The sequence below is a fragment of the Moritella sp. PE36 genome (assembly GCF_000170855.1).
Classification (GTDB): Bacteria; Pseudomonadota; Gammaproteobacteria; order Enterobacterales; family Moritellaceae; genus Moritella.
Window position 1 is genome coordinate 268,481 of record NZ_ABCQ01000001.1, and the last position, 24,790, is coordinate 293,270.

24 protein-coding genes are annotated in these 24,790 nt (G+C 38.6%); 9 read left to right on the plus strand and 15 right to left on the minus strand.

Features of this window, described 5'->3' with window-relative positions; genetic code table 11:
* Positions 1-57 precede the first annotated feature (57 nt).
* Both PE36_RS01220 and PE36_RS01225 read right to left on the minus strand, forming a co-directional pair.
* Positions 58-369, minus strand: a complete 312-nt coding sequence (locus PE36_RS01220; RefSeq protein WP_006030107.1) for an AzlD family protein — start codon at positions 367-369, stop codon at positions 58-60.
* Positions 359-1,072 (minus strand): AzlC family ABC transporter permease, encoded by a 714-nt coding sequence (locus PE36_RS01225; protein WP_157517730.1) that lies wholly within the window; start codon positions 1,070-1,072, stop codon positions 359-361. Before PE36_RS01225 ends, PE36_RS01220 begins: the two co-directional genes overlap by 11 nt.
* Before the next feature lie 107 nt (positions 1,073-1,179).
* Here PE36_RS01225 and PE36_RS24505 point away from each other — a divergent pair, with 107 nt between their 5' ends.
* Positions 1,180-1,701: a LysR family transcriptional regulator gene (locus tag PE36_RS24505; protein ID WP_006030109.1), complete on the plus strand. Its 522-nt coding sequence runs from the start codon at positions 1,180-1,182 to the stop codon at positions 1,699-1,701.
* Between the two features lie 876 nt (positions 1,702-2,577).
* Entirely contained in the window at positions 2,578-4,548 is a 1,971-nt protein-coding gene (locus PE36_RS01235) for a methyl-accepting chemotaxis protein (RefSeq protein WP_006030111.1), read from the plus strand.
* A 348-nt stretch (positions 4,549-4,896) separates the two neighbouring features.
* On the opposite strand, the gene ykgO is transcribed toward PE36_RS01235, so the two are convergent.
* Together ykgO and PE36_RS01245 are read right to left on the minus strand one after the other, a co-directional pair.
* A complete protein-coding gene (gene ykgO, locus PE36_RS01240; RefSeq protein ID WP_006030112.1) occupies positions 4,897-5,040 on the minus strand; it encodes a type B 50S ribosomal protein L36 in 144 nt (47 codons plus the stop codon).
* A gap of 1 nt (position 5,041) precedes the next feature.
* The gene (locus PE36_RS01245; RefSeq protein ID WP_006030113.1) at positions 5,042-5,302 is read right to left on the minus strand and encodes a type B 50S ribosomal protein L31; all 261 of its coding nucleotides are present in this window, start codon (positions 5,300-5,302) and stop codon (positions 5,042-5,044) included.
* A 258-nt stretch (positions 5,303-5,560) separates the two neighbouring features.
* Here PE36_RS01245 and PE36_RS01250 point away from each other — a divergent pair, with 258 nt between their 5' ends.
* A complete protein-coding gene (locus PE36_RS01250) occupies positions 5,561-6,598 on the plus strand; it encodes an alpha/beta fold hydrolase (protein WP_006030114.1) in 1,038 nt (345 codons plus the stop codon).
* A gap of 53 nt (positions 6,599-6,651) precedes the next feature.
* Here the strand turns inward: PE36_RS01250 and PE36_RS01255 are convergent, their stop codons facing one another.
* Positions 6,652-7,707, minus strand: coding sequence for an AraC family transcriptional regulator (locus PE36_RS01255; protein ID WP_006030115.1), 1,056 nt, complete (start codon positions 7,705-7,707; stop codon positions 6,652-6,654).
* An 871-nt stretch (positions 7,708-8,578) separates the two neighbouring features.
* On the minus strand, positions 8,579-8,974 hold the full coding sequence (locus PE36_RS01260) for a hypothetical protein (protein ID WP_043993578.1): 396 nt from the start codon (positions 8,972-8,974) through the stop codon (positions 8,579-8,581).
* A gap of 210 nt (positions 8,975-9,184) precedes the next feature.
* Here PE36_RS01260 and PE36_RS01265 point away from each other — a divergent pair, with 210 nt between their 5' ends.
* The 5 genes from PE36_RS01265 (at position 9,185) to PE36_RS01285 (ending at position 13,982) form a co-directional block, all read left to right on the plus strand.
* On the plus strand, positions 9,185-9,943 hold the full coding sequence (locus PE36_RS01265) for a helix-hairpin-helix domain-containing protein (protein WP_006030116.1): 759 nt from the start codon (positions 9,185-9,187) through the stop codon (positions 9,941-9,943).
* A gap of 1,216 nt (positions 9,944-11,159) precedes the next feature.
* On the plus strand, positions 11,160-11,459 hold the full coding sequence (locus PE36_RS01270) for a hypothetical protein (protein ID WP_006030117.1): 300 nt from the start codon (positions 11,160-11,162) through the stop codon (positions 11,457-11,459).
* Between the two features lie 5 nt (positions 11,460-11,464).
* Positions 11,465-12,061, plus strand: a complete 597-nt coding sequence (locus PE36_RS01275) for a hypothetical protein (protein ID WP_006030118.1) — start codon at positions 11,465-11,467, stop codon at positions 12,059-12,061.
* On the plus strand, positions 12,058-12,294 hold the full coding sequence (locus PE36_RS24945) for an ABC-three component system middle component 6 (RefSeq protein WP_006030119.1): 237 nt from the start codon (positions 12,058-12,060) through the stop codon (positions 12,292-12,294). The genes PE36_RS01275 and PE36_RS24945 overlap by 4 nt, the downstream gene beginning before the upstream one ends.
* Entirely contained in the window at positions 12,285-13,982 is a 1,698-nt protein-coding gene (locus PE36_RS01285) for a DUF2326 domain-containing protein (protein ID WP_006030120.1), read from the plus strand. The genes PE36_RS24945 and PE36_RS01285 overlap by 10 nt, the downstream gene beginning before the upstream one ends.
* Before the next feature lie 220 nt (positions 13,983-14,202).
* Here PE36_RS01285 and PE36_RS01290 read toward each other — a convergent pair whose 3' ends face one another.
* From PE36_RS01290 to PE36_RS01325, 8 genes are all read right to left on the minus strand, one after another.
* Positions 14,203-15,765, minus strand: a complete 1,563-nt coding sequence (locus PE36_RS01290) for a hypothetical protein (RefSeq protein ID WP_006030121.1) — start codon at positions 15,763-15,765, stop codon at positions 14,203-14,205.
* Between the two features lie 281 nt (positions 15,766-16,046).
* On the minus strand, positions 16,047-16,649 hold the full coding sequence (locus PE36_RS01295) for a hypothetical protein (RefSeq protein WP_006030122.1): 603 nt from the start codon (positions 16,647-16,649) through the stop codon (positions 16,047-16,049).
* 97 nt (positions 16,650-16,746) lie between these two features.
* On the minus strand, positions 16,747-17,433 hold the full coding sequence (locus tag PE36_RS01300; RefSeq protein ID WP_006030123.1) for a hypothetical protein: 687 nt from the start codon (positions 17,431-17,433) through the stop codon (positions 16,747-16,749).
* A gap of 172 nt (positions 17,434-17,605) precedes the next feature.
* A complete protein-coding gene (locus PE36_RS01305; protein ID WP_006030124.1) occupies positions 17,606-20,284 on the minus strand; it encodes a hypothetical protein in 2,679 nt (892 codons plus the stop codon).
* 73 nt (positions 20,285-20,357) lie between these two features.
* Positions 20,358-20,792: a hypothetical protein gene (locus tag PE36_RS01310; RefSeq protein WP_006030125.1), complete on the minus strand. Its 435-nt coding sequence runs from the start codon at positions 20,790-20,792 to the stop codon at positions 20,358-20,360.
* Between the two features lie 249 nt (positions 20,793-21,041).
* A complete protein-coding gene (locus tag PE36_RS01315; RefSeq protein ID WP_006030126.1) occupies positions 21,042-21,290 on the minus strand; it encodes a hypothetical protein in 249 nt (82 codons plus the stop codon).
* Between the two features lie 10 nt (positions 21,291-21,300).
* A complete protein-coding gene (locus PE36_RS01320) occupies positions 21,301-22,470 on the minus strand; it encodes a tyrosine-type recombinase/integrase (RefSeq protein WP_006030127.1) in 1,170 nt (389 codons plus the stop codon).
* Between the two features lie 114 nt (positions 22,471-22,584).
* A complete protein-coding gene (locus tag PE36_RS01325) occupies positions 22,585-23,631 on the minus strand; it encodes a hypothetical protein (protein ID WP_043993582.1) in 1,047 nt (348 codons plus the stop codon).
* 272 nt (positions 23,632-23,903) lie between these two features.
* Between PE36_RS01325 and PE36_RS01330 the strand changes: the two genes are divergently transcribed.
* A complete protein-coding gene (locus tag PE36_RS01330) occupies positions 23,904-24,158 on the plus strand; it encodes a hypothetical protein (protein ID WP_006030129.1) in 255 nt (84 codons plus the stop codon).
* A 333-nt stretch (positions 24,159-24,491) separates the two neighbouring features.
* Here the strand turns inward: PE36_RS01330 and PE36_RS01335 are convergent, their stop codons facing one another.
* Positions 24,492-24,701 carry a hypothetical protein gene (locus PE36_RS01335; protein ID WP_006030130.1) on the minus strand — a complete coding sequence of 70 codons (210 nt, stop codon included), beginning with the start codon at positions 24,699-24,701 and terminating at the stop codon, positions 24,492-24,494.
* Positions 24,702-24,790: the final 89 nt, after the last annotated feature.

The following is a 24,790-nucleotide window of genomic DNA, read 5'->3' on the forward strand; positions in this document are numbered from 1 at the left end:
GTTTAGATCCTGATTATAAAGCTAAACATTATTAATCGAATGTATTCGACGAGACCATCACCCTAGGTTTCTGATCAACGCAGCCATAACAATGCCAGCAGTGATGGCAATTAAAGGTCTTTTTATGATTAACGTGCCAAACACTGTCACCAATAGTGCTACTTTGGCGCCCATGTCTCCCCTGATAAACATTGGAGCAATGATTGCCACAAGCACAGACCCCGACATTGCAGCGATAAACTGTTGAACACGATAGTTGATGGGAATATACGACATCACAAAGATACCACCCCAGCGCGTCAATACCGTCACTGCGACCATTATCAGTACGATAGTCAGGACCCCAAAATCTGAAGTATCAATCATCATTATTTTTCTCCCCGATTAAAATTCCTATCACGCCACCTGTTAATGCCCCGACAATGATATGACTGTTTTCGAGTAAATATAAATAGGCAGCAATGGATGATGCCGCGGCTCCCATCCATATCAAAAATGTCTTACTCTCCTTTTTCCCTTCCAACACCATTGTTAAGAGAAAACACCCCATCACCATATCAACACCAAAGACCGACGGATTATGTATCGCATTGCCAAAATAGAAGCCAATCCAGGTGCCGATAATCCAAAATAACCAAAGTGCAATGCCTCCTCCTAAAAGAAGACCAAGTCCTTTGGAAGAATCATTAAGACTAAAAGCACGCATGGATATTGCCCAATTAGCATCTGAAGCAACTAACATAACGCCATAACGTGTCGCAGGTTTCAGATGTTGAATATAGGGGTAAAGCGTTGCCCCAATAAGCAAATGTCTCGCATTGATTGCAAATACGGTGATCGCTAGTGGAAGCACCGGGACTTGAGTCCCCCAGAGTTCTAAAACCCCAAACTGTGATGCCCCCGCAAAGACAAACGTACTCATTAATATCGCTGCTGATTGATTCAGTCCTGCTTGCGAAGCCGCTAAGCCAAAAGCCACACCAAATACCAATACAAACAGAGATATAGGAATTAAACTGATAAAACCTGCTTTTACTGCATTCAATTCAAATTTCAATTCGTTTGTGTGCATCTTAAAAACCATAACCTCTCATTATTAAATCCTATCGAGATAATGGACTAGAATCACAATCTCGAAAAGCGCATAATTCAGAACCACCCCATGCGAAAATCAAATACATGAGTAATCAGGACTTTCAGATTGATTGGTTAAAAAGTTTTGTCGCTATCGTTGATACTGGCTCTTTATCGAACGCGACGATGTCCGTTCATCGTTCACAGTCCGCCGTTAGTATGCAGCTGAAAAAGCTAGAGAATGCTGCCGGATGCAAATTACTGGTTAGAGGAAGTCGACACAGTGAATTGACATCAGAAGGACAAAAATTTTTGGGTTATGCCAGACGAATTCTCGACTTACACTCTGAAGCGCAAGCGGCGTTTCATGGGGAAGAGTTGGTCGGTCAGGTCAAGTTAGGGGTTCCCGACGACTATGCAGCCAAGTACCTGACACCGGTACTGAAAAACTTCGCCCCAAGATTTGGTGGTGTTGAAATAGAATTGTATTGTGAACAGTCCACTTCTCTCATTCCTCGAATCGAGAGTAATGACCTAGATTTAGTCTTAGTATCCAGAGATAACGCCAATCGGGGAACGTTACTCTTTCATGAGCCGATGGTCTGGGTCGGAGCCTCACAATTTTAAACCTGGAGGCGGGATCCTCTTCCCATCGCTGTGTATGAAAGTACCAGTCTTGCGAAGAAAAGTGCAATTAACTCACTCGCTTTACAGGGAAGACGATATAAGGTTGTGTACAACAGCTCCAGCCTTGCAGGTCAGATCGCAGCGGTTGAAAGCGGACTGGCGATAGCGGTATTGACTCAGTGCAGTGTTCCCCCGCACCTCGATATATTGGGGAAAGAACATGGACTCGGGCCGTTAGAACCGATGGAGGTAGCCGTGTATCGGAGCAAAAAATCTCAGGGCTCAAAAGCGGTCGATTACCTTCATGACTTATTAATCAAGACTCTCAGAATTTCGCCTTTATAACGGCAGATAAGCACAAGACTTGGCGCGGTGACATGGTTAGGCCTCGTGAGTACTCAATGAGAACGTAATAATAAACATTTATTACCCGTCTTACCTGATAGACATTTTAAACCGATGATTTCTGTATCGGATGCTTCTAATTTTGTTGATGATAAATTTATTGGGTTAACGGGAAAGTATTTTAAATTGGCATTGATTAATTTTAATCTTAATTTATTGGTAATAATGGCAGTGAGATTAGTAATATGTTCTTGAAGATGAGTTAGATACGTTTAGTTATATCGTGAATACCCAATCCAAAGCCCCCCCTGTACGTGCATTTTCCTTTGGTTGTACCTAAAGATGTGTATTTTAAAATATTTTAAAATACATTAAAGTTCGAGTGAAAAGACGCCATATAAACCAAAAATACCTCGTAATTCGTTGTAATACACAGCAAATACACTATAAATACGTCAGTTAGACTGAAAGTATATTGCGGATAATTTTAGGCTCGGCACCGATTGGGACTGTTATTAAAGGAATTCATTAATGTTAAACCTAGAGAATCGCTCGATCTTTAATGTTCGCTATTGGAGCTTAAAAACCAAATTAACGTTAGCTTTCTTATTTGTGGGCCTGTTACCCGCATTGATTGTTACTACGATTAGCACGTTGAAATCTTCAACCAATATTGAGTATCAAGTATCGCAATCCCTGCAAGCGATTAACCAAATCAAACGCGCTCAACTTGAAACTTTTTTTAGTGAACGCCACGCTGATATTCAGATACTCGCCAATACGGTTCCGAACTTAGATGAGCATAGTTACGATGTCTATTTCACTGATTACATCAAGCTGTATGGTTACTACGACCTATTTTTGATTGATGCACAGGGCCTAATTTATTACACCCAAGCAAAAGAGGCCGATTATCAGACCAATATTTTAACTGGTCAATATGCCAGTTCTAATTTAGGCACGCTGATTCAACAAGTTAAACAGTCAGGCAGCTATGGCATCATTGATTACCAACCTTATGCGCCAAGTAATGACGAACCCGCTGCATTTATCGCTATCCCCATCCAGGGCAGCGACATAATATTAGCACTGCAAATTTCCAGCGAAGGTACCAATAAGATAATGGGTTTACGTGATGGCATGGGTGAAACAGGCGAAAGTTATCTGGTTGGTGAAGATAAATTGATGCGTTCTGATTCATATCTGGATCCAACCAGCCACTCCCTAAAGGCAAGCTTTGCCGGAAACGTCACAAATAATGGTGTTGATACCGACGCGGTTAACCGTGCCTTAAATGGCGAGAAAGGTGTAGCGACGATTAAAGATTACAACGGCAATCTGGTTCTATCTGCTTATGACAGTATTACAATCGGCGATTTTCGTTGGGTTATTATCAGTGAAATGGACGACGCAGAAGCACTCGCTTCGGTTAAACAAGGCACATTACTTTCTGTATTGCTTATTGCAGGCTCTGCAGTCATTGTCGCCTTGATTGGATTTTTCTTTGCCCAAAAAATAGCGAACCCTATCATTGCTGCCGCCTCGATTGCGGATAAAGTGGCCGCAGGCGATCTTACTGCTAATATCACAGTACATGCGCATGATGAAGTTGGCACACTGCAAACCGCTTTACATACCATGATCAACAATCTACGAGCAATGATTTTAGAATTGTCGAATGTGGCAGTGCAACAAGGTACGACAGCCACAGAACTCGCATCAGTAACCGAAGAAACCAGCGCTGCGGTTACAGAGCAGCAGTCACAAACAATGCAAGTTGTCGCCGCTACAACAGAAATGAGCGCGACGATCAGAGAAATTGCCAGCACCACAGCCACGGCCTCTAATATTTGCGAAGAGATTCAGCGTAAATCGAAACAAGGCGCAGCGCATATAGAGAGCACCTATAGTGCATTAGTTGCCCTCGGTGAAACAACGCAAACCACTGCCGAGCAGGTGGCCACACTACGTCAAGACTCAGACAGGATTGTTAATGTGTTGGGGGTGATTAAGCAAATAGCCGATCAAACTAATCTGTTAGCGTTAAATGCAGCGATTGAAGCGGCTCGAGCGGGAGAGCAAGGCCGTGGGTTTGCCGTGGTTGCCGATGAAGTGCGTAATCTTGCACAATCGACACAGAAATCGACAATAGAAATAGACGTTATTATCGAAGCCATTGTGAAGAGTAGTAATGCCGCTGTAGAAACAATGACAGCCAATGTTGAACAGACCACCAGAGTGCAAGAAATTGCCAATCAAGCAAATCAGATCAATAGTGAGGTCGCGGCCGAGGTCAATGGTATCTTTGATATAGTGGTCCAGATTGCCACCGCAACCGAACAACAAACCATGACCATTGATGAGATAGCGCAAAACATTGAAGCGATCAATACAGGCACTACTGAAACAGAACTAGCGGTCAGACATATTGCTGAATCGAGCCATGAGTTATCACGCATGGCGAACGTTTTAAATGATGAAGCACAAAAATTCACATTGTAAGGGTCGTATAAGTTACAACATAAATGCTTATACTCTGAATTTAACCATCATACCGTAGTATACAGCGGCTTGAAAGGTCGCATTGATGCGACCTTTCAGCACTCCTTCCCCTAACCTAACACCATGCTAATACTGCAACAGACAACCACCAGCAAAACTAACAATCTTCAAAGTACAGGATACAACAAAGCCCCAACATATGTTGAGGCTTCATCACTTAAATATGGTGCCCGAGGACGGACTTGACCGTCACTCCTTTCGGAAGCGGATTTTAAATTCCTCGAGACACCTTTCAGTAATTATAAATCTTTGGATCCGGTTAGATTACTCGCTACATGATGTTAAAACTTAAGCACGTTTTTTCGTTCCTCCCTGAACCGCTTTGAATCTCGGGTTAGCTTTGCAAATAACATAAACACGACCACGACGTTTCACAATCTGGCAATCAGGGTGTCTCTGCTTGGCGCTTTTAAGTGAGCTTAAAACCTTCATATCAAACCTCCTTTTGACTCTTTAATCCACCAAAGCGGCGATTAAACTGTGCCACACGACCATCACTTTGGATCGTTTTTTGTTTGCCCGTATAAAAAGGATGCGATTCGCTGGATACATCCAGTGGTACATATGGATATGTAATGCCCTCAATTTCTACAGTTCGATTAGTTTTCAACGTAGAACCGACAATAAAATATTTATCTACTGCTATATCGTGAAAAGCGACTTTTTGATAATCCGGGTGTATACCTTGTTTCATTACGACCTTCAAGCGTTATGTTATAACATAACACCCAGTCTACCCGGTTATTAATGAGAATCAATAGCAATTATAATTAATCTATATTTACGGCCATTGAATTTACCGTTAAAAATTACCGTATAACTTCTTGCGAAATAATAATCAATAAAGTACTAAAACCTGTTTTAGGTCGTCCTAAATCCTGTTTTAGGGCGTTTGTAATCATGATTATTGACATACTGGTGCCTCTTTTAGTCTAAATCAGGAGTTATTCAAGTGAAATTATCCGCCGTACTTATTATCATATTTCTATGTATTATTAAGGTAGCCTCTGCCTGCTCTGTTGGGTTTCAGCAGTTCCAGTTAAGTGATAATGTGAGTCGTCCGTTAGATGTCACTATCTGGTACCCCACCTCACAAAATTCAGCATCAATATCAGTATCCGAAAATATTGCTTTTGTAGGTACTAAAGTAATCAAGAATGCCTCGCTCCCCCCAAAAAAACACCCCCTTGTATTGCTATCGCATGGGTATCGCGGCAGCTGGCGAAATCTAAACTGGCTAGCAAATGAATTGGCAATAAAAGGTTTTGTGGTTGCAGCTCCCAACCATCCTGGCACCACAACGTTTGACCATTCTGCATTGCAAGCATCGCAGTGGTGGCAACGTCCTCACGATTTGGTGCGTGTATTAGATCACCTACTGGAAGATACTGCTTGGCGCACCGTGATTGATACGGAAAGCGTGTCTGCTATCGGTCACTCGATGGGAGGCTGGAGCGTCATGCAGTTAGTCGGCGCAAAATTTGACCGCAACACGTTTCAAAAGCAGTGTCGGCTGTATCCCAATCCCAGAACCTGTGGCCTAGGAAACGAGCTTGGACTAACTTCACCACAGCCTGGAGAGCCCAAATCCTTTAACTTCTATGATCCTAGAATCAAAAAAGCAATAATTTTAGATCTAGGTCTAGCACGAAGCTTCTCTATAGAAAGTATGAGTAAGGTGAATACACCTGTACTGATTTTAGGTGCGGGGATCGATATAGGGGATTTACCCCAAACAATGGAATCCGGTTATCTGGCCGAACATCTACCATTATTTAACCGCCACTATAAGGTGTATGAACAGGCAATGCATTTCAGCTTCATGCAATTATGCAAACCTAATGCAATAGCTCTCATCGAAGAGGAAACACCAGGTGATGGAATTGTGTGTAAGGACGGTGCAGGTATAAAAAGACAAGAGCTACATACTCAGATCTTTAAGGATATTTTAGGATTCATAACTTATTCACAACAAATTAACCACATGTAATATATAGGGTACTATCGTCACTCTGGATAGTACCCTGTATGAATCTAATATCATTATTTTCCGCAAAGCACTGCTGTATCATACCTATATACGCTGGGTGTTTTCCCTGTGATACGCACAAATTCACGGTTAAAGTTCGACTTTGTTTGAAAACCAGAACTAAGATAGATATCAGTTATACTGTCTTCACTACTAACAAGTAGCTTTTTAGCATATGTAATACGGTACTCATTGAGCACTTTAGAGATATTCATAGCGCAAACTTGATTAACGGCCATTGAAACTTGCCGCGCAGGAGTACCGATTTTTCGCGATAAACGACCCAAGGTTAAATTCGGATCGCGGAACGCTTCTTTCTCCTTCATCAGTGCATCAATTTTGCGCACAATGCTCTTAGCATCCTGCTCTGACAGTTGAACACTTTTCAGGGGCGAATCAATTCGACCATCTGTCGGATAATGTGGTTGTGAATCTGATAATGTCTCAGGCTCTGTTCTAAATGTGCTGAAACCGACAATGATGACACCAACAACCACAGTTGGAATAAGAAAAAGATAACTAAGCGACAAGATGTATAGCGCATGCTCTCCTCCGTAAACAAGAAAATCAAACGACAGCACGCCATCAATGCAAGCAGACACAAGTAACATAATACCTACAATACGCTCCGCAAGGACCACACGTTCAGCATAACAAAGCTGAACGTCTTCCGGTATCGAGAATGAGTAACGAATTAGTAAAGCACCATAGCCAAAATAGAGCGTAGTCAAAATGACATCTATCGCGTCAATCCAGTATTGGAACCAAAATGAACATACCGTGATGACAATAGGTCCTGACAAGTGCAGCAACGAAATACGCCCTCTGTAGTGTGCTTTAGCAAAAAAACACCAAGCTGTAACTGGCAGAAACGACGCAAAAATCGGTTGTAGAAACCTGAAAATTGCCACATCAAACGTCCAGCGTAGTCCAACCACTAGCGTACTTACTGCACACAAGATAATGAACAAAGAAGGCATTTTTCCCTCAATGGGCAGTTTGGTGAATAGAAGTATGGCGATAATCACAAGTAGCAGTGACATGACAAAAGGTAGTGGTATGGCAAGCATTAAGATTCCATTATGATATTAAGGTCTGCGATAAGATGATGCGTTTAACAACCGTATAAACAGTGTGATCTTATCGTTAAGCAATCACCCTGCTAGCAGTTATAAACTATAACATCATGTATCGTAAGTTAAAATAAACAAAATATGGATGATCATTTATTTGAAGTAGGTAATATGTATATTTAATTAGTCTCCGTAAGACCTCGTAAAAACCAATCTTGAACCACACTACAAACAGCATATATCTACTTAAAAGAAAGAACTGGACCGTAAAGTAGCGGAATCTCCCCCTAACCTATTCCCATGCTAATACTGCCATCAATACCCACCAGCAAAACTAACAATCTTCAAAGTACATGACAGTGTTGGATCCAGTCTGATCCCCTTCCGCACAGATTCTGCACGTGAAAGTACCGGATATGGACAGGGGCAAATTATCTAAGAGTAATAACGTGAGTTAACTAGAGAGTATTTTCAGGGATATAACGTAAGGAAAGAGAATCGAAGCTTTTCATTGTGCCAGATACAACAAAGCCCCAGCGTTAGCTGAGGCTCTATTACTTAAATATGGTGCCCGAGGGCGGACTTGAACCGCCACTCCTTTCGGAAAAGGATTTTGAATTCCTTGAGACGCCTTTGCTGTAGTGATAAATACTAGGATCTTGTTGGATATTCTTGTCCATTATTTGGGATTGTGTTGGATCTAGTTAGCTGCTGATGCGTACAGGAATAACATTTTCCAAATGTACTATTCAATTTAAATCATACTCATTTTAGACAAAAAACTTAGAGCAAAGATTTCAATAATCATTCCTAAATTACAGGAAATATAGGGAGTTAAGATTGATATATCTTGTTAGTTATTGCCTAGTTAAAATGACTTATAGTAAAGACGTATTCCATGGCTAAAGCCAACATTAGTCGTAGGATTAACCTCCTTAGGGTATAAAACTGTTAATTCGTTATGAGAATCCCATTTCAAATCCATTTTAGTGCTAGTTGTATAAATTGCATCGAAAACAAGAGTTGAAGACCCGTCTCCATCAATTTCTGTTAACCAAATGTTCATTACACTAGGGCTACCTTCACAAGAAGTATATGTTCCATAGGCATTCAATTTACTATCTGGCGAGGTGAATGATGGACCATCATAAGTAATGCAATTATCAGTAAAAAAATTAACATATAGCGTTGTCACTAATACAGTTCCACCTAATACACAAAGCAACACAACACATATTCTCAAAATAACTTTAAAGATAAACATGTAATACACCTACAAATGCAACTAATTTCAGACAATTATAAAATTCAAAGTAACACCTTAAACTATATTTAAAATCAATGCATTACACTTTCTAAAAGTAAATCAGAAGTCACAGTATTAGTTAAAGTATCTCAAACATACCCTTAATCCTCTGATATTATGGTTATATTACAAACATTCCAATACAAATACATATCTGCGGAGTAAAACATGGGGTTTTTCGACTTTTTCTTTGGAAAAAAATCTGAAATGAAAGTAACTAAAAACAAAAGCATAGAACCTCAAGCACCAGCTCATTTTGTTGACCTAGCAAAACAAAATAGCGATATCGTAGATGGCTTAATATTTAGTGCTACCTGTCAGGTCAGGACTCCCCTTAATGTGCTTTTAAAACACGGTGAAATCTATCAAGGCAACGACGCTCCACCCACTTATGGCAGAGGTGCTAAAGACGGTATTTGGCTTCCTAAAGTTCGATCTGATTATAGTTATGACAACGACGGTAATAAAGCTGCTAGCGATGCTGGACATGTCCTTTCTGACGATTATATTAAATTTGCAATCGGATTAAGAACTATTTTCGAGAGCAACCTACCCACTATTGATAAAATGGAAAAAATTATCAACTATGGCGATAACCTTGATGATAAAATCAAATACATTGCCAAAAATGTCATTTTAAATCGCGGTGGAAGTAAAGGAGAGGAAAAAGATAACCTTGCCGACGTAATGGCTAATCACCTATCAGATACTGAAAGGAAAATATGGTATTTCGACAAACCAAATCATCTAAATATAATAGATGGCGTTAATAAAAAAGTAGCTGAATCATTGGAAAATAATGGTTTTACGACAATGCAAAAAATCGCCGAATTAAAGGTCGAAGAACTGGTTATATTAGATGGTATTGGTAAGGTATCAGCAAAAAAGATTGCTGAAGATTGTTTGAACATCAAAGAACTGCGATAGTACTAATTATGAATTGAAATACCTCACCAACATAGAAGCTCTCTGACACTTTAAAGTAACTAAATAAGCACATGAATAGTTTAACTATCATTCGTTACTCACCTAAAAATCAGCCACTTACACTAAATCTCAAACCTGTATTATAGCAATGGATACATTGCCGTTATTATCAATTTAATTATGGCTGCGACCCTGCGCGTAATGACAGAGACAATATCAATGTGGGAATATCAGCAACACTTCTAGATTGCTACTATCAAGGTTTGAAATTTAACTATGAATCCATCTATAACAGTAACTTAATGATTACCATCAATACGACTCTGCATTAATTATCGTGAGTGATGTGTGTTACTTGTTATCTATCCCCTACGTGCTAATCACACACATGCCACAACCCCATATGAGACAGGCACTTTCAACGAAATCCAATTACGAAATAATAACGCAACAGTCTACACCATCAGTAAATCAACCGAATTACACATCGCAATCCCAAAGGACAAGACTAAGACCGGAAGAGGACCGTAAAGTACTGGAACTCTCCCGACCCTAATCCCATGCTAATACTGCAACCGACAACCACCCGCAAAACTAACAATCTTCAAAGTACAGGACAGCCTTGGATTTAGTGAGATTGCCTTGCGCACAGATTCTGCATGCGAAAGTACCGGATATGGACAGGAGTACAATGTCAAGGGAGATAACGTGAGTTTATTGCTGAGTATTTTTAGGGATATGACTTAAAGGAAAATAACGTAAGCTTTTCATTGTATCAGATACAACAAAGCCCCAACTTTCGTTGAGGCTTCATGACTTAAATATGGTGCCCGAGGGCGGACTTGAACCGCCACTCCTTTCGGAAGAGGATTTTGAATTCCTTGAGACGCCTTTACTGTAGTGATAGATACTAGGATCTTGTTGGATATTCTTGTCCATTATTTGGGATTGTATTGGATCCTTTTAGCCATGGATGCGCACAGGAACAGCATTTACCAAAATACCGTTGATGTAAATCTTAATTGCAATTTTTTAGGCATTTTGTCTAAAGTCGATTGAGGGAGGGTAATATTTGTTTTTAACGTTTGTTGAGCAATAAAACTATCTAATTATTCAATCTAAACTTATCAAAATCAGATGTAAGACAATGAAACAAAGTAACTTTTAATAAAAAAATCAGTATACTAATGCTAACTCTTAGCTAAAAGGAACTGAAATGCTTAACTTTCTAAAATTAACACTCAAGGCAGGTTGCATACTTCCATCTATTGCTGCGGCTTTACTTTATTCTATAAACCAACAATGGATGACAATATCTATATTTTCCACTTTAACTAGTGAACAAACATATGATGCATACATCTATAGTTTAAGTATTGCATTTGCAAGCTTTGTTTTATTAATCCTAGTCTACGCTAGCTCTAAAAGTTCAAGCAAGACAATTACAGCTTCTGGTAACGGTAATGCTATCGACAGCTCTGGAACAAATAGCCCAATCACTATACATAAAAAGTAATAGCCATGATATTTCCTAGTAGTCCAAGTACTACCGCCTCTGAAAGTGGTATTGCGATTAATAGCGCGGGCACCAACAGCCCGATTAATGTTTCATTCCAAAAAGCTTTAGGTTCTCTGCCCTCAATCCTAAATCCATTGCTAGACGAAATTATTGCAGTATATGAGCCACAGTACGAAGAAGTTGAAGGCGTGTTTATTGACCCTGATATTGATATAAAGATTAATTACAACTCTGTACGTGTATACGCTGAAGAAATCAGAGACCAAAGCGGCTATATGTCACTGATTGAAGAGATTTTAGACTGTATAGACAATGAAACTCCTAAAGCAAAGAATAAATTTTTGTGGGCTATCAACAAAAAATACAAAGATTGTAAAAAGAAGCTCTTCATCGAGATGAATATAGATACCTCAGATAAAGCTGCTGTTAGAGAAGCAATATGCGCCAACGCAGACAAAATAATCACTGACGTGTCAAAAGACATCATTAAACACTCAGTAGGCCATATAAATTCAACAATAGAGTTAATAGAAGCAGCCCAAGAACTTATAGTGTGTTATGGATTCATAAACTGCCAAATTCTGGAAAAGCCTGAATGATTATCACTAGCTCCCAATCCCCTCAAAAGAGTCTTCTAATAATTGGCGCTAATATTTTAACAATATTGCGTAATTATCCATTCGAATCAGTTAATCCATTGATAATAATGAATAAGTACAGCGAACTGTACAATGAAATTTCTTTTTCTTATCTAATGTTCGGTCTTGATTGGTTGTTCTTGATAGATACAATAAAATTAACTGAATCAGGAGATGTACAGCTATGCAATTAATCGACTTAAAGGTATTTAACGGAGATCAGATTATTCGTGAAATTACTTTTCAGGACGGAATAAATATAATCACCAGTGAAGGGAGTAATGGAAATCAAATCGGAAAAAGCACCACTTTGCGGGTTATCAACTTCTGCCTAGGTTCAGATGGAGATCGTATTTGGAAAGATCCAGATTCAGGCGTTACCAATACAAAGATATACGATCTTGTGACTAGCGGCTTAGTTACATTCTTTCTAAATTTAAAAATCAATGGCGTTAACTATTCAATAAAAAGGAAATTTGAACAAAAAATAACACCTAAACGCACCATATTAAAAAGATATAGCTGGGTTAATGGTGAAGACTACCATTCCACTGAAAAATTTAAAAATAAAATAGCTAGCTTGTTTGGCTACAACACTGAAAAACCAACATATAACACTGTAAAAAATAGGTTTATACGCTTAAACAAAGGAACTTCAGGGAATATATTTAAGTTCAACAATGCATTTACAAGTGATGACGAGTACACCTTAATTTACTCACATATCTTTGGTTTTCAAGGTCATACTGAATTGACACTTGAATACGACCTTAAACAGAAAGTTGGATCATTAAAGTCCCGAATTAATTCACTGCTAAATGGGAGTTGTGAATTAGATTTTCACAATAAACTCGGTTCAATAAATGATGAAATTAGTGGTTTAGAATCCAAAGCAAGTTCTTATGATATTACAGGTGTACAGAACCAAGCTATTGATGATCTTCGAAAAAACAGAGCTACTGTTGCATCACTATCAAGTAGAATTGCAGGCCTAGAAACCAAAGAAATTTATAACCAAAGAACAATAAAAAATTACAAAAATAAAATAACTCAAATTGATACTCAAACTATAATGGCTATTTATAATGAAGCCACATCATTAATACCTGAAATAACAACGTCGCTAAAAGAAACGATTGATTTTCATAATTCGATATTCGTAAGAAAAGCAGAATATGTTGAAAAGCAGGCTGAAATACTTAGAAGTGAGCTAATCGCTTTAAAGGCTCAGCTAAATAAAGACCTTGAGAAAGAAACAAAATTATTTAAATCAATCTCAAACGAAAGTCATCTTAGTGGCTTTATTTTAATAGAGCAATCCATTCACACCAAAATGGAAGAACGTGGGCGTATCAGTTATATACTTGATGAAATAGCCTCTATGGAAGATGAGATAAGAGCTGTAAACACTCAGATTATCCAATTAAGAGGAACACTTGATCTTTACATGAGTGAACTAAATATAAACTTAAGATCATTTAACATTCCATTTAAAGCAATTAGCAAAAAAATATTTAAGTCATTCTCATTAGAGATGGAAGTGTGCAAATTATCAGACCATTCATTGAAGTTCTCAATTATTAATGAAGACAAAGTCTCAGGTGATGGAGCTCCGAGAGCAGCGTCTATGGCTTTCGATATGGCTATGGTTGAATATGTAAAAGCTAGTGGAGCAAAACTACCTGAATTTACATTACAAGATTATTTAGAACCAGCTGATGAAGACAAATTATTTGAATTAATTCAACTTGCAAACAATAGAAAAATTCAGACTGTAATATCCATTCTGAATGATAAAATACAGCTTCTAGAAGATGATTTTATTAGTGAAAATAGTATATTAACACTTTCTTCAAAAGATAAGTTTTTCAAAATATATTAATTTATCACATATAGAAAAGGCACAACAACCACACATCACATACGCTCAGTGCAGTCATCGTGCCTTTTCTAAATCATTTTAATCTCTATAGCATCACCAAGTCGATCATTAGCCATGTCCACCCAAACATCAAATGCATCCGTATACCGCAGCTTATCAAAGCCAATGTAATTAACGTTAATGTCAATTTTTACGATATCAGTACTGTATCTATCTGAATTTAAGTAACTAATGCTCTCTTAATTGGGAGCGTAAGCCACTCTTTCTCAAGTTTCTTCAAAGGATAATCAAGAAAGCACTTGAAGTAAGTTCTTAACATCTCCTTATCATTACAGCTTTTAACAACTTCTAGAAGCCCCTCAGCATCTAAAAAATCTAGCTCATACTTCCCAGTGCCGGATTTTGCTTGCGTTAATAACGCCAAAGATTCATCAGTGAATGACCCCGTTGTCCATAAAGAAAAACTAAGTTTTTTACGTTTCCACTCAGGATGTTCCAAGGCATATTTTCTAAGTGTTGGTACCCTTGTATGAAGCCATCTCTTCACTTCATCATGTGACACCGTTCCGTTCGGTTGGTGTCCTTTACATTCAATGAACAATATTGTGCCAGTGTTTAATTCAGCAACAATATCTGACTCAGCACTTAGCCCATCGCTAGTTTTGTAGATTTCATTCATTCTTACATTAAAAGTACGATAAGCTTTATCTACCACCGTAGCTGAAAAATACTCAAACAGGACACCTCTAAGATTACCAACAGCACCTTCTATCTTCCCGAGCTGATCAAATAACGTATTAAACCTCTCAGGCTCGATAATTATGGCTCGGGCAGCATTTTCTAATGTTTGAAGCAAGTTCGTTAAACCTTTAGCAACATCTTTACCAAATAAAGTTTCCACTGTTGCAGGCAATATTCCAGCTACTTTTGCTTGCTGAAACGCTTCAGGATGATAGTCGTTAGCAACAAACATTTGCATGCATCGACCTACCTTTGGAAGCCCCCTAAGAGTTCTACACTTCCTTAAAAAGGGCTGAATCCCGTCTTCGCTGATCTTTTTATTCAATAAAATATCGCAGGCAAAAAAACCAGGTTTAAGTTTCGAGTTTTCATCTTTCCCCCGTTCTACTAAAGGCGATATATATGATGGTCCGGCCATATCCCAAAGGGTTGTACTCACAACAGGAAGTTCATCACCATCTCTATCTTTGAAAATATTGTAGCTGACTAAACCTAGATTTCTAGCCCACTGCGATACTGCACTAATCAAGAGTTTTTCAACTACCAGCCTAGCTCTTAAATCCAGTAAAATAAATTGAAGTTCCTGTTCGCATTGAGTCAAAATAATACAACGACCAAAGCCATCAATGTTCTTTATTGACAATATTTCATGCATCTCGAGACGCTCTAAAATCTTTTCAGGTGGGATATGTTTCTGCTGCCTAAATGGCGAACCACACGCAATCAAGAAATGATCGTAAGGCATGATACCATCACGCTCCTTTAGTGCCGCAATCGCATACCAATAAGCTGAATTTGTATCTTTAAAAGCCTTATACAAAGCACTCCAAAAAAAAGGAGAGCGATAATCTTTCTTCAAATAAATAAATTTAACGTTTCGAGGAAGCGGTAACCCCTCTAATCGATGAATATTCTTGCCTGTCCGGGAGACTCGTTTTCGAGCAGCAGCATAAGATAAATTATGCTTATCAACCAACTCCTGCACTAAATCCGAACTAAGACAAGGACCATTTTTCTTCAAAAACTCTTCCAATAAATTCATAAATGTCACACTGCGCTATATATATTTCCATTTCATGGACAGTTAGCTTAAACAAACACTTAGTTGACGATACCTTATAATTAAAGTGTTGGCGAGGTATGAAAAACAGAAGAATGACGGTTAGTGTCACAGTTATCATTTTTTCATAACAAAATGATGGTTCAGCCCACTTATCAATCTAAAATCTATTTCATATAAAAAAGACACAACAACCACACCTCGCATACGCTCAGTGTAGTAATCGTGCCTTTTCAAAATAATTTTAAATACCTACAGTATTATTACTTATAACAATAAAACATCTCTAACATTCCGGCATCACCAACGCGGTCACGCACCGTATCAACCCAAGCACCAAATTCATCCATGTACCACAGCTTATCAACGCCGAGTTGCGCACTAACATCATCCAACGACAATCCCAACGTTTCACCTTTAATTTTAGCTCTACGGCCTTTCTGGCTCAATAGCGTAATCATCTTCTCAATATCACCACCAGCAACCATCTTAGGATTCGCCAGTAACAAGTGACGAGAAGATGGGTATAGCTTACCGTTATAGAACACTGGCTTTGACTGACCTTTCAGTTGCTCGCGTACTTCAGTGTTATTACCCGACTTAAGCTTCCTCGCTAATGTAGTTTTAGCCATTCCCAGTGCTTTAGCAGCTTCACTAACACTGCTATATTTAACGCCATTAATTTCAACAGGTTTACTATGCACTTTACTCGGTCGTGATTCAGCACCTACAGCTTGTGCTAATGACCAATTGAATTTAGTTACCCGTTCATTAACTAATTTAGGTTCAATACCATAATGACGGGCAGCAGCAGAACGACTATCGTATTCAACACTATCAACCATAAGTCGATTTTCAATATTCATTTGTAACTCCGAAATATAATAAAAATAAAGAAGATAATAAATAACCTCACAGCAGCTTCGGCAAGCTCAACAGCCATGAGGTTAGATAATGAGATGTTTAGAATGGTAAGTCGTCTGTATGGGCTGCTTTAGGCTGTTTAACGCCCAGTGTTACCTTTGCTTTGATTCGCCCATATAATGTGAATACTGATTGCACCAGCTCAAGATTAGCCGGAGATTTACCAGCAGAGTTCAGCCAATTGTTGGCTTTCCAATTGGGTGCGAAATTATTCAAGGTATTACCGACACTCGCATTCAGCCCGATAATTTCAACGGTATCAGCACCCTGTTTAATATGATAATCAGCCAGCTTTAATGCCGCATAACCAAACTCTAAATACATTTGCGCAGTTTTAGCACCAGTAGATGTTTCAATAATATGCGTATCGCAATCTAAACTCTTAATCGTTGAACCAAGACCACCAGTACCAAGCTTACAAGTTAAGGTGACAACTTTGGGCTGCTTAGGTGCGCTAACTTTAGCTAGATACGATAAGTCCTCTTTTGGTTTAGGTGGTAAATTAGTGTTACGACCACGCTTTGGCTTGTTTCTTTTCTGTCGTGCGGTACGTTCTTTAGTTATCTGCTTAAGATATTTCTCAGCTTCTTCAAGAGTAAAAGCACCTTTATTATCACCACCAGGTTTACCGATTGCGATAGCAGCACACTCAGCCCATGTAGTTACAATACGAGCTTCTTTATCGTTAATTGCAGCATAAAAATTATATTTTGGTTTTTTGGCCATGATATTGACTCTCTATATTTGAAGTTAAAATTCGCTACGGAATGTAGCTATTAATTGGTATTTGAAATGTGTGTGTTGATTGTTATTTATACCCCCACAGCCAAATCACACAGGGAAAGAAGCCCTTATGCGATAAGGGCTTCAATAGATAGGTATTTACGAAAAATATTATTTATTGCTTTAAAGCTTCACGTAATTGAGGTCGTGATGATGCTTCAAACAATCGCTCTGGGTTGAAGTTAGGGAACTTCGCAACCAACAATTTAGCAAACTTGATAGTCAACTCGGTTAAAGGTACTGCCCCCTCAACTAAATCGCTTCTTCCAGCCCCTCGAACGGCAGCGGCCTTAGTCGGATATCCTTGCTCTGTGAGCCATAGCGCCAATTGAGTAGCATTAATGTCTGATTTACGTATACCAGCATGCTCATACCCGTAAAAGCGCAAGAATAAACGAGCCATATATTCACCTGAAGTTTCATCTTTTTTTAAGTTCACAGACTTATTCTTTGATGCTTTAGCCATTGCTAGACGGTCATGCCAAGTGATCCAATCATCCATCGTTTTCAAACAGTTATTCTTACGCCAGCGATCAAATCGTAAGCGCGTAAATAACATATCGTCTAAAGAATGATGCGGTTTTGACTGCAAACTAATATGGCGTTGTCCTTTAACATCAATCATTACAGGATCAATAAGCTCCCTCTTATGGTCGTATTCCATATTTAACAAAATCTCCCTTTGCTCATTCATCATGTCTTTACGCCCAATAAACATTTCACGAGTAGATGTTAAATGTGATCCGTCTGTTAGCTGTCCAACGTGTCGATTTAAATAAAGGTCAACCATATAGGCACTTTGGTTCACAACACTTCGGGCAACCATTACGCCACCTTTAGCTAATATAGGCGCAAAGCCTTCACTTTCCAGCACTGTATATTGAGCTCTAGTCTTAGCCCCAATAAGCTGCTTAGCTTGGTGTTTCAATTCCAAAATCTCACCACCATTGGGATCAATGCGATGAAAATGTTCACGAAAGCGTTGGCAGATAGGTCCATTAAGATCAAACTCTTCTAAAGTTGCATTGGTAGCCATTCCATCTGTTGTAAGTGATACGACGGTTCTATGGTCAGGAATACTAGCTACCATTTCCCCCATTAGCGCACGAGCAAGTCCCGTGGTATAGGCAGCAAAGAAAGGATTAGTTAGTGTTGATGGTGGGAGCTGTTTAGAGTAACCAGCTTGTATATCAAATGCAGTTTTAGGACGTAGAGATTGTGAAAACTTGCCATAAAGCGTGTTACCGATTTCTTTAAATAAACGTTCTTCGAAGCCGCCTTTCACATTCGCTTGTCTGTTCTCCCTCACCCAACCCATAAAGTTTTCAAAGATACGAACATCATCAGCCCAAGGAATCACGAACGCTTGTTTGATGGTAATGATCGCACCTTGGTTAGATGCAACCTCAAGCTCGTGTCCAGTGCAGTGCGTTTCACCAGTAAGTGGGAATATCAAGCCTTTATCTGAGCGCACAGCTAAACTAGGGAAGCGAGTCGAGGCCGGAAATTCAAAGCGAACCCAAGCCAACGCACATTTATCACCGAATAAATCCTCCAGTTTTTTGGTCATAAACATACGGTCATAAGCTAACTTCCGTAGACCTAAACAAATAGCCGTATAACAGCTTGGGGCATCGAAATCATTCCACGTATCAATAGGTACACTACCTGCGATAAAGCTCTCGTTTCTACCACCGCTATATGCCTGTGTTGCGAAGTTTTCCAACGTCATTCTTGCCGTTACAGGAACATCTCTAGTTAGCGTCAGTGGCTTATTACGATCTTCAGGCCATACCTCTTTAGTTACCTTCATAAAACCGAATAACTGGCGATAACCTTTACTGTCGGCAAGTCCATTTACAAAAGCTTTAACCGCAATACCACCAATAGTGAATGGCACTGACTTCAAACCTATATCTTTGCAGAATTTAGAGATACGTTCAAAATGAAGCGATGTTACAAATCCATCGTTCATCGCATAAGCGGCATAACCTTCAGGATCAGCATCTCGATATTCATCCATCCGTGATATTGAATACGGTGCAGGAATATCAAGTTTAGGCAGACCAACTAATCGACCCACATCCGCTAATGATTTACCATTAGGAGATAGCAACATGCTGTCGTAGAAGGTAATGTATAAGGTGTGGTAATTGCGGGTTTTATCATAAACTTCCAACGGTTCTTTATCGATACGACGAGATAAGACCTCATCAAGATCAAGACCGTAAGGCTCATCAAGACTTGCTACAGTCTTCCTCAAACCTTTGACGTGAGTTTTCAACTGGTCAAAAGCGTTACTGAAGTTAAATAGATCAGCTTTGAGAAAGTGAGCCACCAAAATAATATCGGTAGGCCAGCAAGTTAATACATCTTCCGCCATTGCCTTTTCTAATGCTAAAACTAAGCATTTATCCAAAGCTAATCGACCAGACTTCTTCGTTGATTCTGGATATAAGATAATACCGGATGACTTACCTTCATGCCGAACGACAAACTGATAACTCAATATACGATTGTAAGTACCACAGGGTGATTCAGTGTATTCGGTATCCAGCGATACAGTTGGACGTTCAAAGAACTTAGTACCAACCCTACGCTTTCCCTTCTTGGCTTTATCTTTACCCTTGCCCTTAGTAATAGAATGACTAACTTCATACTCAGCAACAGATAGCATTGCTTCGTTATCAGATAAATTATCCTCATCCCATGTTGATGATAATCCAGTATCTTCGTTACTAAGCTCAGATACCGTTGATTCATCCTGTTCCCATACCATTAATTCGTTAATCATTTTTCAGCTCTCCAGACGCAAAAAAGACTCCCTAGGGAGCCTTAATTAAAAAAGTGTATTATTTACCAAGGTATTACTTTTGGTATTCAGCCCATTGAATGGCTGAGACTTTTTTGTCATCACTGATGTCGATTAGTACATCAGTAATAGCATCTGAAAGACCTGAAATATCCGAGTATTGCTCTTTATCAAAAATGCAAAGTGGTCGCTCATTCAAACCGATCACAAGTAAATGACCTGTTTTTGGTGAAACAAATGTATTTTTAATAATACGCACGTCGATAAAACCGCCATTCTCAAGCACAATACTATAATCTTTCTGTGGTTTAACGCGCTGTTTAGCTTTTTCAAACAGCTCGTGTGACTTTTCGCTGTTATCAAAAATAATTTTACGGCACTGAGCATCAAGAATTAAAGTAGCATCTTCAAAATGAACAACCGTAGTACCAGCACTAGCGTTTAAGATACCGTTTGATGTACGAATAAATAGTGGTTTAATAGTAGTCATAATTATTTCCTATTAAGAGTTTTAGATTGTTAAAGAGCGCATATAGAGCAACGCTCCATGAGTGTCAAAACAAAATGTCTTAACAACGACGCTATTATCTAATAAGCAATCAACGGTGATATTCAGTACAAAAAGCGTATTTTAAAGAGATAGAACATCGTCTTAATAAAATTTATCGGTATATAAACATAAGGCCATTGTGACGAGTAGTCACAATAGCCTTATGTTCTATGTTCTTAATTGAATATGTTAAATCATCCAGCGTGGCTTTAAGGATTGTACTTGCTCGGCTACCTGCTTTTTCTGTAATTCAGCAAGTTCATCCTCCCAAGCGATCACATCACTTAATCTAAAGCGTATAGGACTGTTTTTATTAGTACCCAGTTTAAAGAAAGGCGGCACTGAAGATGGATTACGCGAACAAGCAGTGGTAATAGATTCCAGACTACGTTGTTGGCGCTTAGCTAAATCAGCTTTAGTCAAAATAGTGTTGTTCATGAGATATCCCTTAATCCAAATTAAATGCGTGATGATGACCAGATACAAGCGACAATGCTGTATCTTGGCTAGCTTGAGTAAGCTGCTTATTATCATGAAAAGCATATCGCTCAGTAGTAGTGACACTTTGATGAAATAGGTTTTGCTGAACCAATCTCGCATCACCAGTCAGCTGTAATTGACGACTTGCGTACGTTCTACGTAAATCATGGATAACAACATGCTCATAACAGCCTGATGCTAATGCAACATGGTCACGTATTTTGGCATGGCAATCTTTAGGTGCTGAAATATGCTGGTTATCTTTCAAGGCAGATGGAAATAGCCAATGGTTCCAAGATAAAGCAGCGCATTCAATTAAGAGCTTTTTTGCTGGCTCATTAATAGCAATGCGATAGGCGCGGCCATTCTTTGTTTGCGGTAAAGACAGAAGAGAGAAGTCATTATTAATCATTATTTTTTCAATGCTAATAGCATTGCCAATACGCAATCCCAGAAAGAGACTCACCAATAACGCTTTAGAATGAAATGAATCAATCTCAATCGCTTTATCGATGTAATGGTATAACTCGACATCACTTAATACGCGGTCACGTATATTAGCTTCAGGCCATTTTTTAATACCTTTACAGGGATTACGGTGCAGCAACTCAAGATCAACGGCAGTAGAAAAAATACGAGATAATAATGATAAGTGGCGGTTAACGGTGGAGCCTTTAACCTCTAAAGCAAGTTGAGTTAATATCTGCGTGATATCGATGCGGCTAACATCACTTAGAGTACGACGCGCAATATCACCAGCAAGGCGACGCCAGCGTGTTTTAACACTTTTAATATCACGATTGTGCGCTTCCATCATCGGCAACACATAATCAATAAAGAAGTCACCAACTAATATCGTTGAGGCTTTATTGTAAAAACCTTGTTCAATCTGAGATAAACGAGCATTAGCAAGTTTTTCAAATGCTGAAATGCTCATATCAGGCCAGTGTCCTATCACTTGGTTAGTACGCTGACCTTTGAATGACTTAGATATACTTAGCGATACAGTGGTCGGATAAAATGTGACTTTTTGATGACGCGCACCAAGACGACGCTTAACAATAGGTTTTTCACCGATGTTAGGTCGAGGATGCGCTATAAAAGCATCAGCAGTAAAAAGGATAGTGTTAGCAGACAAAGTAAACTCCGTTACATAATTAAATACATGCAACGGATTTTATAGGAGGGAACGGATTGCGATATTCAGTACAAAAGGACTATCTTAGAGAGGAAGAAATTTATCATCATGAACTTATTTATCTAAAATCTTCTTCAAATTTCGTCTGAAATTAGACACATTCATAGCTATATCTTCTGAATCAAAATCAGACAACACTGTAGTAGATGATTCAGCAGCAGAACGTAATTCCTCATACCTTTCCTCAAAATCCAACGCTAATTGAGAAAGTCCCATAAAAAAGTCTCGTTCTTTATCGCAAACAACATGCTCAGCCACAACAACGCGTTTAACCTGAGCAATATCAGAACGCTCAACACCAAAAGAATCAATGGAGGTAGAGTCAGAGAAACCTTTCATACACGAATTAATTATATCTTCAGAGTCAAATGGACGATCACATCCCTTAAGTAGAGATTTAACACCTTCTGCATAGACTGATATACACACATTTAACTTCTTACTATACGCATAACTAGATGATTTTTTCACTGCCTCACTTCTTATTGCAGATGTCTTTTTTACTTTATCTGCTCGTTTTTTATTAAACAGCTTATAAGGTTCAGGGGTAAAATAGCTGTGAACGATCACAATCATTTCAGCAATACCACGAACTTCTTCAATCAGTGATTCCGCTTTTTTTAAATTATCTATCTCAATTGCACTACGTGCTTTATTCAATTTATCATGAGCTAAAGCTGGAAGTAATAACATCGCCGTATTTGGTCGTTTATCCAGAATACCATCCATGTCTGGATATAATTCATTGACAATAAGTGAAATGAAAACGGCCTGAGCATCACTTAATTCATCATGAAATCGATCTAAATTAGGCAAACTATGTAGCTCACAAAATTCATCGTCAATGAACTCAAAAGCATTATTTTTAACATCCGCAATCGCATTATAAACATAGTCAATAATATAAATACGAATTTTAAAACCATCGCTTTGATCGTCAACTTTAAAGGTTTTAGCATCGATTTTAGGTACTTTAACATCAGCTTCAAAGGCTTTAGTATTATAATTAATACCTTGTAACTTGAGTGATTTTTTAATATTCGATTCGTGCTCTTTACACTGTTTCTTAAGCATCGCTTTTTTATTTACAGGTCTAGCCAAAATATCAAATCTCCATAGTTGAAAGCCTTCTCGCATGATGTTGATAATAATACAGCGCTAGACATGTGTGTGTCATTATTATATCTACCCCTACGTGTAAATCACACACCTACTCAACTCTTTGAACCATAATAAAATAAATACATAAACTAAAACGAAAAATCAAACGTACTCATTTAACTAGCAAATGAAATCAACAATAAATTAGTTAAAATTTTAATAGTCCTAACGTCTCATCTAAGGGGCTATACAATCCATAGGGAAAATAAAAAATGAGTACATTTAATTTATTTGTTGAAGCGTTTAAATCTCGGGTAGTTTTAAAGGCCAACCAAGGAAAAAATTCGAGAGTCGCTGAGTTCGATGCAGTCGTAAGCGACATTGAAATGGTGCATGGTGCTATACCTGATATCTGTAAAATCCGCGCTTATTTCACCGTGTGTATATCTAGCAAACCTAATTGGGGCTGTCGTAAGGTTATTGAAGAGTTTGATTACGCAGTTACTAAAATTAGAGGTGATGGTTGATATCGGGTAATGACTGTGATTTATAGGTATGTCTGTATTAGTGGGTAATTTTATTCACTAATATAATGAGTAACATAGGTATTAAGATGGAGGGGAGAGGGGGTGAACGAAGTGAAACAACTCTCCCCTCCATCTGATCGATTGATGGCGTGATTTTTACAATAAATCAAAAAAAATCATCTTCCAAATCCAACTGGAAAATGATTTTTAGGTAATTAAACAGGTTCATGATTGGGATAATATTTACATTCGCGCTGATGATATTGCCAAATAAATCCAGCTCACTGACAATATCACCTGCTTCTCATCGTTTATTCATTCGGTTTGAATAAGTTAATCTGGCTCACCAAATACAGCACCCGCAATCGCGCCACTAATTACACCGATGATTACGCCTTGTGGACCAAACCTAGCCCCGATAACGCCTCCAATTGTTGCCCCTTTTTTAGCACCTTGCATACTAAAATCGATAGTTGTTGTAGATATACCATTTTTATAACTTGTTTTAACTGCTTGTGATTTTCCAATTACTTCACTGAACATATTTACTCACCTCATTAAGTTGATGGATAACGGTGTTAACAGTCATAGGCTGACAGCCATGCGTTAATCACCATTTAAGTAATATATGC

Coding starts and splice junctions, on each gene's coding strand:
- PE36_RS01220 (WP_006030107.1), bottom strand. CDS start 369: ATGATGATTGATACTTCAGATTTTGGGGTCCTGACTATCGTACTGATA.
- PE36_RS01225 (WP_157517730.1), bottom strand. CDS start 1,072: ATGCACACAAACGAATTGAAATTTGAATTGAATGCAGTAAAAGCAGGT.
- PE36_RS24505 (WP_006030109.1), top strand. CDS start 1,180: ATGAGTAATCAGGACTTTCAGATTGATTGGTTAAAAAGTTTTGTCGCT.
- PE36_RS01235 (WP_006030111.1), top strand. CDS start 2,578: ATGTTAAACCTAGAGAATCGCTCGATCTTTAATGTTCGCTATTGGAGC.
- ykgO (WP_006030112.1), bottom strand. CDS start 5,040: ATGAAGGTTTTAAGCTCACTTAAAAGCGCCAAGCAGAGACACCCTGAT.
- PE36_RS01245 (WP_006030113.1), bottom strand. CDS start 5,302: ATGAAACAAGGTATACACCCGGATTATCAAAAAGTCGCTTTTCACGAT.
- PE36_RS01255 (WP_006030115.1), bottom strand. CDS start 7,707: ATGCTTGCCATACCACTACCTTTTGTCATGTCACTGCTACTTGTGATT.
- PE36_RS01260 (WP_043993578.1), bottom strand. CDS start 8,974: ATGTTTATCTTTAAAGTTATTTTGAGAATATGTGTTGTGTTGCTTTGT.
- PE36_RS01265 (WP_006030116.1), top strand. CDS start 9,185: ATGGGGTTTTTCGACTTTTTCTTTGGAAAAAAATCTGAAATGAAAGTA.
- PE36_RS01270 (WP_006030117.1), top strand. CDS start 11,160: ATGCTTAACTTTCTAAAATTAACACTCAAGGCAGGTTGCATACTTCCA.
- PE36_RS01275 (WP_006030118.1), top strand. CDS start 11,465: ATGATATTTCCTAGTAGTCCAAGTACTACCGCCTCTGAAAGTGGTATT.
- PE36_RS24945 (WP_006030119.1), top strand. CDS start 12,058: ATGATTATCACTAGCTCCCAATCCCCTCAAAAGAGTCTTCTAATAATT.
- PE36_RS01285 (WP_006030120.1), top strand. CDS start 12,285: ATGCAATTAATCGACTTAAAGGTATTTAACGGAGATCAGATTATTCGT.
- PE36_RS01290 (WP_006030121.1), bottom strand. CDS start 15,765: ATGAATTTATTGGAAGAGTTTTTGAAGAAAAATGGTCCTTGTCTTAGT.
- PE36_RS01295 (WP_006030122.1), bottom strand. CDS start 16,649: ATGAATATTGAAAATCGACTTATGGTTGATAGTGTTGAATACGATAGT.
- PE36_RS01300 (WP_006030123.1), bottom strand. CDS start 17,433: ATGGCCAAAAAACCAAAATATAATTTTTATGCTGCAATTAACGATAAA.
- PE36_RS01305 (WP_006030124.1), bottom strand. CDS start 20,284: ATGATTAACGAATTAATGGTATGGGAACAGGATGAATCAACGGTATCT.
- PE36_RS01310 (WP_006030125.1), bottom strand. CDS start 20,792: ATGACTACTATTAAACCACTATTTATTCGTACATCAAACGGTATCTTA.
- PE36_RS01315 (WP_006030126.1), bottom strand. CDS start 21,290: ATGAACAACACTATTTTGACTAAAGCTGATTTAGCTAAGCGCCAACAA.
- PE36_RS01330 (WP_006030129.1), top strand. CDS start 23,904: ATGAGTACATTTAATTTATTTGTTGAAGCGTTTAAATCTCGGGTAGTT.
- PE36_RS01335 (WP_006030130.1), bottom strand. CDS start 24,701: ATGTTCAGTGAAGTAATTGGAAAATCACAAGCAGTTAAAACAAGTTAT.